The sequence below is a fragment of the Paenibacillus sp. FSL H7-0918 genome, from assembly GCF_038007025.1.
GTDB lineage: Bacteria > Bacillota > Bacilli > Paenibacillales > Paenibacillaceae > Paenibacillus_AQ > Paenibacillus_AQ odorifer.
On record NZ_JBBOWJ010000005.1, the window covers coordinates 60,089 to 73,276 of the forward strand.

The 13,188-nt window shown below is 48.8% G+C and carries 13 protein-coding genes; all 13 read left to right on the top strand.

Annotation, left to right across the window (positions count from 1 at the left end):
• Positions 1-263: 263 nt before the first annotated feature.
• The 13 genes from MHI15_RS27750 to trxB all read left to right on the top strand — a co-directional run bounded on the left by MHI15_RS27750 (position 264) and on the right by trxB (position 12,979).
• The gene (locus tag MHI15_RS27750) at positions 264-1,481 is read left to right on the top strand and encodes an ATP phosphoribosyltransferase regulatory subunit (protein ID WP_341165147.1); all 1,218 of its coding nucleotides are present in this window, start codon (positions 264-266) and stop codon (positions 1,479-1,481) included.
• 69 nt (positions 1,482-1,550) lie between these two features.
• Positions 1,551-2,189 (top strand): ATP phosphoribosyltransferase, encoded by a 639-nt coding sequence (gene hisG / locus MHI15_RS27755; RefSeq protein ID WP_036687062.1) that lies wholly within the window; start codon positions 1,551-1,553, stop codon positions 2,187-2,189.
• Between the two features lie 38 nt (positions 2,190-2,227).
• The gene (gene hisD, locus MHI15_RS27760; RefSeq protein WP_076219569.1) at positions 2,228-3,538 is read left to right on the top strand and encodes a histidinol dehydrogenase; all 1,311 of its coding nucleotides are present in this window, start codon (positions 2,228-2,230) and stop codon (positions 3,536-3,538) included.
• The gene (gene hisB, locus MHI15_RS27765; RefSeq protein ID WP_036687073.1) at positions 3,525-4,133 is read left to right on the top strand and encodes an imidazoleglycerol-phosphate dehydratase HisB; all 609 of its coding nucleotides are present in this window, start codon (positions 3,525-3,527) and stop codon (positions 4,131-4,133) included. The genes hisD and hisB overlap by 14 nt, the downstream gene beginning before the upstream one ends.
• Position 4,134: 1 nt before the next feature.
• Positions 4,135-4,758, top strand: a complete 624-nt coding sequence (gene hisH / locus MHI15_RS27770; RefSeq protein WP_076126837.1) for an imidazole glycerol phosphate synthase subunit HisH — start codon at positions 4,135-4,137, stop codon at positions 4,756-4,758.
• A gap of 42 nt (positions 4,759-4,800) precedes the next feature.
• Positions 4,801-5,538, top strand: a complete 738-nt coding sequence (gene hisA, locus MHI15_RS27775; RefSeq protein ID WP_076126839.1) for a 1-(5-phosphoribosyl)-5-[(5-phosphoribosylamino)methylideneamino]imidazole-4-carboxamide isomerase — start codon at positions 4,801-4,803, stop codon at positions 5,536-5,538.
• 776 nt (positions 5,539-6,314) lie between these two features.
• Entirely contained in the window at positions 6,315-6,485 is a 171-nt protein-coding gene (locus tag MHI15_RS27780; RefSeq protein WP_341165148.1) for a hypothetical protein, read from the top strand.
• 130 nt (positions 6,486-6,615) lie between these two features.
• Positions 6,616-7,374: an imidazole glycerol phosphate synthase subunit HisF gene (gene hisF, locus MHI15_RS27785; protein WP_036687077.1), complete on the top strand. Its 759-nt coding sequence runs from the start codon at positions 6,616-6,618 to the stop codon at positions 7,372-7,374.
• Complete coding sequence (gene hisIE, locus MHI15_RS27790; RefSeq protein WP_076307320.1) at positions 7,371-8,084, top strand: bifunctional phosphoribosyl-AMP cyclohydrolase/phosphoribosyl-ATP diphosphatase HisIE; 714 nt, start codon at positions 7,371-7,373, stop codon at positions 8,082-8,084. Before hisF ends, hisIE begins: the two co-directional genes overlap by 4 nt.
• Before the next feature lie 14 nt (positions 8,085-8,098).
• Complete coding sequence (hisJ, locus tag MHI15_RS27795) at positions 8,099-8,926, top strand: histidinol-phosphatase HisJ (protein WP_076307319.1); 828 nt, start codon at positions 8,099-8,101, stop codon at positions 8,924-8,926.
• A gap of 26 nt (positions 8,927-8,952) precedes the next feature.
• Positions 8,953-9,903, top strand: a complete 951-nt coding sequence (locus tag MHI15_RS27800) for a ribose-phosphate diphosphokinase (protein WP_036687083.1) — start codon at positions 8,953-8,955, stop codon at positions 9,901-9,903.
• A 232-nt stretch (positions 9,904-10,135) separates the two neighbouring features.
• Positions 10,136-11,875, top strand: a complete 1,740-nt coding sequence (locus MHI15_RS27805; protein WP_076277720.1) for a tetratricopeptide repeat protein — start codon at positions 10,136-10,138, stop codon at positions 11,873-11,875.
• 150 nt (positions 11,876-12,025) lie between these two features.
• Entirely contained in the window at positions 12,026-12,979 is a 954-nt protein-coding gene (gene trxB / locus MHI15_RS27810; protein ID WP_036687084.1) for a thioredoxin-disulfide reductase, read from the top strand.
• Positions 12,980-13,188: the final 209 nt, after the last annotated feature.

Here is a 13,188-nt window from a genome sequence, read left to right on the forward strand (position 1 = left end):
GTTAGCCCTTCTTTCTAGTTGAAAGTATATTTTTAGAACACCAATTACAAAATTATGAAGTACAATCGTATTAGCTCATTATAGTATTCGATAAGCGGGGAGGCAAAAATAAAGAAAATGCCAAACGCTCGACTAAGGGTTTGATTGACGAAAAAGCAGTGAACATGATACGATATTGAAAATACTTTAATTTGCTACCACTTTACCATAGTAAAGTAAACATAAACAGTATCTAATGATAACTGACGAGGTGAACAATGAAGATGTCCAAACCAAAGGGATTTGAGAAGCCGTCTGGCGTTCGGGACTATCTGCCCCATGCCGTAACGAAATTGCGCAAAATTGAGAATGATGTACTGCATTGCATGAGTCGCTGGGGATATCAGCAAATGATGACTCCAACGTTGGAATATTACGATACAGTTGGCGTGGCTAGCTCTACGTCGGACCAGAAGCTCTATAAATTACTTAACAATCGTGGTCAGGCTTTGGTGCTTCGATCAGAAATGACTGCCCCGGTTGCCCGTGTTGTTGCCTCTCTATTGAAGGATGAGCCACTGCCATTGCGTCTGTCATATCACGCGAATGTATTCCGTGCCATTGAGGAAGAAGCGGGGCGGGAAGCGGAGTTCTTCCAGACAGGTGTAGAGCTGGTAGGTGATGATTCACCTGAGGCCGATGCGGAGGTAGTGGCGCTTGCTATTTCTTCGCTGCAAGCCGCGGGTGTGAAGTCTTTTAAGATCGCTATGGGGCATGTAGGCTTTCTGAATGGGTTATTTCAAGAGGTACTTCCTGAACTGCCCGAGGCTCAAGAGGAGCTGAAAAGTCATTTGCTGGGCCGTGACTATGTTTCTTTCCGGGAGACTTTACAGCGGCTGGATCTTACAGAAGCGCAGAAGAACGAACTGGATGGGCTGCTGCGTCTGCGCGGAGGCAAGGAGATTTGTGGACAGGCGCTAGAGCTGAGCAATCATCCGCTCGCGCGTCATTCGATTGATCATTTGTGCAAGGTGTGGGAGGTGCTGGTCTCTTACGGCGTATCACAGCATGTACTGATTGATCTGACGATGATCGGGGACTTTTCCTATTATACAGGCATGACTTTTGAAGGTTATGCAGCGGAGTTAGGATTTCCGGTATGCAGTGGTGGTAGATACGACAATCTGCTGCAACAGTTTGGGCGTCCGATCCCATCCACAGGATTTTCCTTAAAAACGAATCGCATCCTGGATGGTGTAACTGGAGTGGTCGAAGAGGAAGAGCTGCCTATTTTGATCCAATATGATGCGATTCGCAGAAAAGAAGGCTTGGAAGAGGCAACACGCCTGCGGTCAGAGGGTCATGCAGTCGTTACTAGACTTGCTGCAGGTCCAGAAGAGCTTGAAACGGTGAAGCGTTTGGATACGGACACGGTTGAAGCAGAGGGTGTACGGTACGGTGAGATCTATACATTCGTATCTTTTGTAAGTGAGCATGGCTGAGGATATCGTTAGTACAAAAAGCGATTAACATAAATTTTGCATGGAGATGGAAAAGGAGGCAACTTAACAATGGCACAGATATTGAAGGTGGCTATGCCAAAAGGCCGGATTTACGAAAAGGCTGCTGAGCTGTTCCGCCAGGCAGGTCTTCCGATTCCACCGGACGGTGAGGCATCACGCAAGCTTGTTATTCCGCTGCCTGAGGCAGGGATGGAGTTTATATTGGCGAAACCAGTAGATGTACCTACATATGTAGAATATGGCGTGGCGGATATTGGGATCGTGGGCAAGGATGTTTTGCTGGAGGAAGATCGTGATGTATACGAGCTGCTTGATCTTGGCATTGCCCGCTGCCGGATGTCGATCATCGGATTGCCGAACTGGCAGCCGGGAATTCAGCAGCGTGTAGCGACGAAATATCCGAATGTAGCTTCAAGGTATTTTAGGGAGCAGGGGCAACAGGTCGAGGTAGTGAAGCTAAATGGATCCATCGAGCTTGCACCACTGATTGGTCTGGCCGATCGTATTGTGGATATGGTAGAGACCGGGCAAACGCTGCGGGACAACGGATTAATCGAAATGAAGAGTATATTCGAAATTACAAGCCGCCTGGTGGCAAATCGTGTGAGCTATCGGATGAAAAATGAAGAGATACAGCAACTGTGTGACCGACTACAGGCAGTTATAGGGCAACCTAATTTGCGGTAGGCGGCAACAGATGTTAGGGGTAAAGGGAGGAACCAGCGATGAAGGTTGTGTCGAGCAAGGACTTTAAGCTAGAGCGGGAAGTGGAGTATGGTACGCCAGAGCAAAATCAGGCGGTAAAGGAAATTGTGGCCGCCATTAAAAAAGAAGGAGACACAGCGCTTCTTCGCTATACGGAGCAATTTGACCGGGTTGCACTTACGCCGAATCAACTGCGGGTAACGCCGGAAGAGCTTCAGGCAGCGTATGGCCGAGTAGAGCAATCTTTCGTATCTGCTATTCAAGCAGCTGCAGCCAATATCCGGGCGTTCCATGCCAGACAGAAACGGAATTCATGGATGGATTTGCAGCCGGATGGCACGATTCTGGGGCAGATTATTCGTCCGCTGAAGCGGGTAGGGGTATATGTACCTGGTGGCAAAGCAGCTTATCCCTCCTCGGTGCTGATGAACGTGATCCCAGCACAGATCGCGGGTGTGCCGGAGATCGTCATGGTGACTCCGCCATCCACCGGCGGCAAGGAAGGGATTGACCCTTATATCCTGGTTGCTGCCGCAGAAGCAGGTGTGAATGAAATCTACCGTGTGGGCGGAGCACAGGCGGTAGCTGCTTTGGCTTTTGGTACGGAGAGCATAGCGCCGGTAGATAAAATATGTGGGCCTGGCAACATATACGTTGCGCTGGCTAAACGCGAGGTATATGGCGCCGTGGATATCGACAGTATCGCGGGTCCAAGCGAAATTGTCGTGCTGGCAGATGAGACCGCTGAGCCGGCTTATGTCGCAGCGGATCTGCTCTCGCAGGCCGAGCATGACGAGATGGCCTCGGCGATTCTGGTCACGCCATCGCAGAGCCTGGCGGATAACGTGGCGGCCGAAGTGGAGCGTCAGCTGCAAGAGCTGCCGCGTCAGGCGATCGCCCGTTCTTCGGTAGAGAATTACGGCGCGATCATTGTTGTGGAATCTATGGAGGAAGGGATCTCCGTAGTGAATAGACTGGCACCAGAGCATCTGGAGATTGTTGTCGAAGATCCTATGGGCCTCGTAGGCAGCATTGAGAATGCTGGAGCCATCTTCCTGGGAGCGTATAGCTCCGAGCCCGTGGGTGATTATTTTGCCGGGCCAAATCATATTATCCCAACCAATGGGACCGCACGTTTCTCGTCACCAGTGGATGTGGATGATTTTATTAAAAAATCAAGTCTGATCTATTACAGTAAGGAAGCACTCTTGCGTGATGGGAAGACCATTATAGAGCTGGCACGTCGCGAAGGCTTAGAAGGCCACGCACGAGCCATTGAGATTCGAATCAAGAACGAAGGAAAAGGTGGAGACGGATATGGAGAACAATAATGAACAAGCCCTGCGCCAAGCTGGATTAAGCCGTAAAACAAACGAGACGGATATAAAGTTGTCTCTTAATGTAGATGGAAGTGGAGTTTCAGAGCTGGAGACGGATGTTCCTTTTCTGAATCATATGTTGGATCTGTTCACGAAGCACGGCCAGTTTGACCTGTCTGTACAGGCGCGTGGAGACATCGAGATTGATGACCACCACACGGTTGAAGACATTGGGATCTGCCTAGGGCAGGCACTGCACGAAGCACTGGGTGATAAAAAAGGAATCAAACGTTATGCGAGTGTTTTTGTACCGATGGATGAGGCGTTGGCGCAGGTTGTGATCGATATCAGCAATCGCCCGCACTTTGAATATCGTGCAACCTATCCTTCACAGCAGGTGGGCAGCTTTTCGACGGAGCTTGTTCAGGAGTTCCTGTGGAAGTTTGCGCTCGAAGCACGGATTACGTTACATGTTATCGTACACTACGGTTCTAACACTCATCACATGATTGAGGCTGTATTCAAAGCGCTTGGACGGGCGCTGGATGAGGCAACTTTGATTGATCCCCGTGTGAAGGGTGTGCCTTCTACGAAGGGAGTGCTGTAGGATGACTGTTGCAATCGTCGATTATGGCATGGGCAACCTGCACAGTGTGAGTAAGGCGGTAGAACGTCTCGGTTATGAGTGTGTAGTGACGGGTGATGCCGAGCAAATTCTCGCTGCTGATAGTGTCATTCTGCCAGGTGTCGGTGCATTTGGCGATGCGATGGGGCATTTGCGGGAGAATGGTTTGGATCTTGTCGTCAAACAGGTAGCCGCTGGAGAGCAGCCTCTGCTTGGGATCTGTCTTGGCATGCAGCTGTTGTTTAGCACCGGTGAAGAGCATGGCAGCCATGAGGGGCTAGATATTCTCTCGGGTTCAGTGGTGCGGTTCGCTCCTAGAGATGGCTATAAGGTGCCGCATATGGGGTGGAACAAGCTCAGCTTTAGACAGCCGGAGAATCCGCTTTTTGTTGGCCTTGAGGAGGGGCATGTGTATTTTGTCCACTCTTATCACGCGCTTGTAGCAAAAGAGAGTGATCTGCTGGCTGTCACGGATTATGGTTACCCAGTCACGGCTATTGTCGGGCAAGATAATGTGTTCGGTATGCAGTTCCATCCGGAAAAAAGCGGAGAGCTGGGAATCAAGCTGTTGGGTAATTTTTTGAAGATTAAGAGAGAGCGGGCGTAAGCCACGCTATAAATATAACGGAACGAAAGTGGGGAGCGCCAAATGTCTTCTTTTATTGTATATCCGGCGATTGATATTCGGGATGGAAAATGCGTCAGGCTGCAGCAGGGGGATTACAATCAGGAAACGATATACAATGATAGTCCACTAAAGGTGGCAAAATCATGGGAAGAGCAAGGTGGAAAGTTCATTCATTTGGTGGACTTAGATGGTGCGAAAGCGGGTCATCCTGTGAACGATGCGATTATCGGTGCTATTGCTGCTAATGCTAACGTTCCTGTGCAGGTGGGCGGTGGTCTTCGCAATCTTGCGGACGTAGAGAAATTGCTCGGACTTGGCGTTAGCCGCGTCATTATCGGTACTGCTGCGATTAATGATCATGCTTTTACCGAAGAGGTACTGGCAAAATACGGCGATAAAGTCGCGATCGGCATTGATGCACGTAACGGTTATGTTGCGACACACGGCTGGCTGAACACCTCTGAAGTACGTGCTGAAGCTCTTGCCAAGGAATTGGCGGCAAAAGGAGCCGAGACATTCATTTACACCGACATCTCCCGCGACGGGATGATGCAGGGACCGAACGTGGACGGTATCCTGTCCATGGCGCAGGCCAGCGGTAAAACTGTGATCGCGTCCGGCGGAGTCACCAGTCTTGATGATCTGTTGCGTCTGAACGTGCACAGCGGCAGCGGTGTAGGCGGAGCTATTGTTGGCAAGGCGTTATATACGGGCAATATTGATCTTTCTGGAGCTTTGCGAGCGCTTGGGCAGAAATAGCGTTGGGCGAGCGCGCTAATTGATGAGCGGATGAACAAAAAGACGACATGAGCTAGCCAAGGAATAGTGGATCAATGAAACAGACAGAACCAACAGTGGGTTAAAGAAATAGACTTAACAGTAACGTAGTGAACACAAATCACTAAATCACCAAACTAATTAATAAACGAGCGAATGAACAAAAAGACAATAGATGAACTAGTAAATGAGCAGTGGGTTAAAGAAATAGACGTGACAGTAAATGAGTAACTAATGATAATTAAATGAACGCCCAGAGAAGCAAACTAGCAAAAGTTAAACGAACAAACCAGCAAACCAGCAAAAGGGCTTAATAACAAAGCAACAAACCAACAAAAGAGCTAAAACAAACCAGCTGGCCAATAAAGCAACAAACCCAACTAGCTAATGTGTTTTCACTTTGCAAAAATCTCATCTCATTACGAATGGCGTAACGACTTGAGCGCTGTTTCAACGAGGGATCCGGTGAAATTTTAATACCTGTGAAAATGGAGGTTACCCGCTAGCTAAAACCCGCTGCACAATCTGCTACAATAGGCGTAATGAGGCGGCGGGAAGGGTATTTTTCCTCGGATGATGATTTAAGTGTACTTTATACAGCTATTTTTCACATTTAGAGCTGATTAGCTAATTTAGTTGTATTTCGTGCAGCTATAACTCAGAGATGAGTTGCTTTATAAGCTTATCCCCAGATTTAGTTGTACGAAATGCAGTTAAAAGAGTAGCTTGCAAAAAGGTTGATAAAATAACTGCACGTTGTGCAACTAAATACTCGTGGGCTTGCAGGTGGCGTGAGCCCTTCCGACCACATAAGGGCCAAAACCGCGGAACATGAAGGTGTTATGGGTCAAGGAAGCGGCTACGAAGGGGTTAGCGATCATAGCACATGTTCAGCCGTGTGGGCTATGGTTCAGCCGGATGGACTATGATCCGCCATGCCTTCAATCGAGGTTTCCAAAGGGCAGGGGCCTTTGGGCTCCCCCTGGGCTAAGAGGGCTTTAGGGGGACGGACACACTTTAGGTGCTTGAAACGCTTTTTAAAGAAAGGGGGATTTCATAATGTTAGCAAAACGTATCATCCCCTGTCTTGACGTTAAGGATGGACGGGTAGTCAAAGGCGTTAACTTTGTGAATCTGCGTGATGCTGGAGATCCGGTAGAGCTAGCGGCGCTGTATGACCGCGAGGGCGCAGATGAGCTTGTGTTTCTCGATATATCGGCTTCCGTAGAAGGTAGAGCAACGATGATCGAGGTTGTGCGGCAGACCGCTGGTGAGATTGCCATTCCTTTTACAGTGGGTGGAGGGATCTCTACAACTGATGATATGAAAAGGATTCTTCGTGCAGGCGCAGACAAAATCGGCATTAATACGGCAGCCATCACTAATCCTCAGTTAATTTTGGACGGTGCTCGCCGATTTGGCTCCCAGTGTATTGTAGTAGCGATAGATGCTAAATATAATGAGGCTTTTGGTGAATGGGAAGTGTACACTCATGGCGGGCGTAAGCCCACCGGCATCCGTGCTCTGGCTTGGGCTAAAGAAGCTGAGAAGCTGGGCGCAGGTGAGATTTTGCTCACTAGCATGGATGCAGATGGCACAAAAGACGGCTTCGACCTGAAGCTAACCTCGGCAGTATGCGATTTGCTCAGTATTCCTGTGATTGCTTCTGGCGGCGCTGGGAAGAAGGAGCATTTTTACGATGTATTTACGGAAGGGAAAGCCGATGCGGGACTTGCGGCGACCATTTTTCACTATAAAGAGATTGCAATTAATGATTTAAAGGCAGATTTGAAGCAAAAAGGGGTAGAAATCCGATGAGCGAAACACAAAACAATACCACATTAAGCCAAAAAGAAGCTCTGGCAGGCATTCTCTGGAATGAAGCGGGTCTGGTGCCTGCCGTTGTTCAGGATGCTAGCAGTTTAGAGGTACTGATGGTTGCTTATATGAACTCCGAATCGTTACAGCTCTCACTGGAGAGTGGCCAGACTTGGTTTTGGAGCCGCTCGCGCAGCGAACTTTGGCATAAAGGCGGAACCTCAGGCAACACACAAGCTATTACCTCCATATCCTATGATTGTGATAGCGACACACTACTCGTGAAGGTTGTTCCTGAAGGACCAGCTTGCCATACTGGAGCTACGTCATGCTTTTTCCGTGAGATTCCTTTGAATAACCCAACAACGGATGCTTCGAAATCAGTGTCTAGTCTGACGGATGGTGAGCGTTTTGCTGTTCTTGGTGAGCTGGAGCGTGTGATTGCTGAACGGGAAGTGGAACGCCCGGAAGGCGCGTATACCACTTATCTGTTTGATAAAGGCGTGGATAAGATCCTCAAAAAGGTAGGCGAGGAAGCTTCCGAGACCATAATTGCCGCCAAAAATAAAGATAACGCCGAGCTGCGCCTTGAGGTCAGTGATCTGATCTATCATCTGTTGGTATTGCTGCAAGAGCGCAAGCTTCCACTGGATGAGATTATGGAAGAGTTGAGTACCCGTCACGAACGCCCACGCCGGGATCAGTACTAAGGGAGGACTGAGTGATGCATATTGATTACCACACGCATCATGAACGCTGTGGCCATGCCGTGGGTAAGCTTGAGGAGTATGTACAGCGCGGGATAGAGCTTGGACTTCAGCAGCTGGGATTATCCGACCACTTGCCGCTCATCCACGTAGATCCCGCCAGCTATTATCCAGAAATGGCTATGCCAATGGCTGAGCTGCCTCGTTATGTGGAGGAATGTCTAACCTTAAAGGAGCGTTACCGTGGAGTCATAGATCTGCGGGTGGGGCTGGAAGCCGATTATATCGAAGGCTATGAAGAGCAAATTCGCGAGATTTTGTCGCCGTATCCATGGGATTATCTTATAGGTTCTGTACATTTTCTTGGGGAGTGGGATATTACGGATCACCGCCAGGTTCATGGTTGGGAAAGCAGAGATGCGCTAGAGGTGTATCGTCTTTATTACGATGCGGTAAAGAAGTCGGCGTTATCGGGATTATATGATATTATAGGACATATGGATGTTATTAAACGGTTCGGTTATGGTCCACAAACACCGGAGGGCAAGGCTGAGGTGAGGGCGCTAGAGCTAGAGACCTTAAAGGTTATAGCGGATAGCGGAATCGCCATGGAGCTGAATGCTTCCGGACTTACGAAGCCTTGCGCTGAGATGTTCCCGGCGGAGCATCTGCTACAGGAGGCCCTAAAGCTCGGCATACCGCTGACATTAGGCTCTGATGCACATGATCCTACCAAGCTGGGGGACGGGCTGCAAGAGGCGCGTAGTATGCTTTGGCACACTGGTTTTCGTGAGCTGGCTATATTTGAGGGACGCCGCCGTACCACTGTTCAGTTCAAACTATAATAATTTATAATCCGCAGGAGGGTATTATGCATCATCAACAATTACGTATTTTTTCCGGTTCGTCGAATCCAAAGTTAGCGGCTGATATTGCGGAGCGACTTGGTGTTGAATTGGGGCAGATAAAGCTGACCCGCTTCATGAGCGGCGAGATTTACGTGCATTACGAAGAAAGCATCCGGAACTGCGACGTATTTTTGGTGCAATCCCTTTCGCATCCCATTAATGAGATGTTCGTGGAGCTGCTGGTGATGATAGATGCTGCCAAACGGGCTTCAGCTCGTACAGTGAACATTATTGTGCCGTATTATGGATATGCTCGGCAGGAGCGGAAGTCCGCACCCCGTGAGCCGATCTCGGCTAAGATGGTGGCTGATGTGCTGACGACCGCTGGAGCAACCCGCGTAATCACCATCGATTTGCACGCAGCGGCGATTCAAGGCTTTTTCAACATTCCGGTCGATCATCTGACTGCACTCGATTTGATCAGCAGCCATTTGAAAGCCAAGGCAATGTCTGATCTGGTCATTGTTTCCCCGGATGCAGGGCGTGCGTCTATGGCTGAGAAGCTGGCGAATAAGCTGGATTCACCTTTTGCCATTATGATCAAGAAGCGCCCAGCCCATAATGAATCGGTAATCACTCATGTCATTGGTGATGTCGAGGGACGGACACCTATCATTATTGAGGATCTGATCGATACTGGGACGACCATTGTGAATGTGGTAGAAGGTCTGAAGGAGAGAGGTGCGAAGGACAGTATTGTCTGCGCGACGCACGGATTATTCTCAGGGCCCGCGCTACAGCGGCTTGACCATCCTTCTATTCAGGAAGTGGTTACGACAGATTCTATTGCACTACCTGATGACCATTCAAGTCGGTTTACAGTATTATCTGTTGCACCGATGCTTGCTCAGGCCACACACATCATCCTCGAGGGTGGTTCGATCGATAAGCTATTTAGAGACGCGGGAATTTAATTCCCCGTCTTTTTTATTTTTTGTCAAAAAAGATGTTGTAAGCAGAGTGGTAGAGTCTTTCTCAACTTGAGATTCTCGCTGTCACATGTGGTATACTGTGTGGAGATACCCGCGCCCAATAAGGGAACGGAATAGCGATTAAGGATGGAGCTCCGGCATACCCCATAGGGCGCCGCCCTCCTATTTTTCGTTAGTATAAGGAAGCTTCTTATAAGGGAGGTGCCTTGCTTCCATGATTGAGAGAACTTCAGAGTATGAACTGGGGAATGATAATGTGATTCCTGTAACTCTGAATGCCAATTTTTTCTTTGAAAGAGCCGTTCGGTCCTTGGATCGCTTTCAATATGATAAGGCATTAAAGAATTTTCGCAAAGCTGTAGAGTACGAGCCGGAGAATCCGGTCAATCATTGCAACGTGGCTGGCGTATTATCAGAAATGGGTAATTATGAAGCGTCCAACGACATTTTAACCCATGTACTGGAGAATATTGATCCGGCAATGACGGAATGTTATTTCTATATGGCTAACAACTTCGCCAATATGGAAAGCTATGAGGAGGCAGAACGCTCACTCGTCACTTATCTCGAAGAAGATGTGAACGGTGAATTTCTGGCCGAATCGGAAGAATTGATGGAGCTGCTGCAATATGAGCTGGACCGTCCTGCTCCACTTATCCGGATTAGAAGCCGGGAAGGTGTAATAGAGCATGAGCGAGCCCGAGCACTGTTGGAGGAGGGCAAGTTTACACAAGCCGTCACTTTGCTTGAAGAGATTGTGAGCAATACGCCTGACTTCCTGGCGGCACATAACAACCTAGCCCTAGCGTATTTTTATATGGGTCGTTTTACCAAAGCTAAGGAATGTATTATGCGGGTGCTGGAGCTGGATTCCGGGAATTTGCATGCACTCTGTAACTTAGCGATCTTCCTTCAGTATGAAGGTGACCGCGGGCAACTGGATGGATTGTTACACCTTCTGGAGACCACCATTCCGTTTCATCAGGAGCATCTGTTCAAAATGGCCACCACCATGGGGATTCTGGGACGCCATAGAACCGCCTATGGCCATTTTAGACGTCTGTTGAAGGATGAAGAGGTCGGTGGCGACGCCAGTCTCTATCATTACTGTGCGGCAGCTGCCAGCAATAGTGGCCTGTATACAGAAGCCCAACGCTGCTGGCAGAAGGCGGCTAAGCTCGATCCGGAATCGGCTGTGCCGAGATTTTTTCTGGCTCAGCTGCAGCAGGCGCAGGGGGAAGGTAAAACGCTGTCGCTGGTCAGCTACAACTATCAGCTTCCTTTTCAGGAGCAGCTGAAGCTGTGGAAGGACAACAAGGGCAGCTTTACCGAAGAGGTGCGGAACAATCCGCTGCTTCGCTCTTCCTTCTTCTGGGCGCTCCGCTACGGGGATGCCAATACGAAGCTTCAGGTTACAGAAGCTCTGCGGTGGATCGAAGATGAAGAGATGTCCGAAATTCTGCAAGGACTTCTAAAGCAGCAGCCCTTGCAGGAAGAAAAGCTGCAAGAAGCGGCACTTCTTAGTCTGCAGCGGCTGATTGGAAGTGTTCCTGAAGAGAATGTGCTTCAGGAAGTCAAAGAAACCTCTTCCCCGCGTCTGAAGGGACTGCCGGAATGGAGAGAGGATTGGCAGAAAGTTATCGACCAGACCCTTAGTATGATGGATCGAAGATATGATGCAATCCACAAAAAAGATGCTGAATTACTGTGGAAGCAATTTCTGAGCAGCCTTTATCCGGATGTTCCGTTTATCCGTCATGCGAATGGCTGGTGTGCTGCCTTAGAATATCTAATTGCTAAAACGCATAACCTGCCGGTCACCTACCGTGAAGTAGCCCAGCGTTACAATGTTTCCGTTTCTATGGTCAGTCGTTATGCTCGGCGCATAGATGAGGAATGTAGTTTCGAGGGAAGTGTGAGCGACAGCCTTCCGCCATTTACCGAGAATATCTAAATCGATCATGTAGTATTTCGTAGAAACGGAGCCCTTTTTATATGTCTTGCGTAACGCTAATGTTCCTTATAGGGGCACCGAAGGCGGCTATGCTTGCCAAAAAAGGGCCCGTTTCTTCTAAATAAACCCTATTGTGAGGAGGCCACTGTTATGTACAAAACGATTGTAATCGGAACAGGCCCAGCCGGGCTTACTGCTGCAATTTATTTGGCACGTGCCAACCTAAACCCACTTGTGATTGAAGGTATGCAACCAGGTGGACAACTGACAACGACAACAGAAGTCGAGAACTTCCCAGGCTTTCCTGAAGGAATTCTAGGCCCGGATTTAATGGACAACATGCGCAAGCAGGCTGAACGTTTTGGGGCTGAATTTAAGAATGGTTGGGTGGATTCAGTTGATTTTTCACAGCGTCCATTTAAAGTGACTGTAGATGGATTGGGAGTATTAGAGGCGGAGTCAGTGATCATCTCAACCGGTGCATCTGCCAGATATTTAGGAATCCCCGGGGAGCAGGAGAATGTGGGCCGTGGGGTCAGCACTTGTGCTACTTGTGACGGATTCTTTTTCCGTGGCAAAAAGATTATTGTCGTCGGTGGTGGAGATTCTGCGATGGAAGAAGCCAGCTTTTTAACCCGATTCGCTTCCAATGTAACATTGGTTCACCGTCGTGATGAGCTTAGGGCTTCGAAGATTATGCAGGCTCGCGCACGGGATAACAGTAAGGTATCGTGGGCTCTTAACCGTACACCGCTTGAGGTTACAACCGACGAGTCTGGCGTTAAGGGGCTGACGGTTCGCAACAATGAGACGGGAATTGATGAACTCATCGAAGCGGACGGAGTGTTTGTCGCGATCGGGCACACGCCGAACACCGGATTTTTAGGGGGGCAAATTACGACCGATACCAACGGCTACATTGTGGTCAACCCTGGAACGACAGAAACGAACATCCCGGGCGTATTCGCTTGTGGCGACGTGCAGGATACCCGTTATCGTCAGGCAATTTCTGCAGCGGGATCCGGCTGTATGGCAGCAATGGATGCTGAGAAGTACCTAGAGGGTACGATGGTGCATGACTGGAGCGAAACACTGGATAGTTAATTTTGCGAGAAATCTTAGTCCGATGACATATAAGCAGGTAATCCTTTTTCTAAAGGGTTGCCTGCTTTTTTCAATATTGGCAGGGCCGTGTCCAGATATTAAATATGTTGTTTATTTATTACCGCTCGGAAGTTAAAATAACTGTAACAATGTCTTTATAAAAAGACTTGCGCATTTTAAAAATACGTTTACAATGAAGATATAATGTT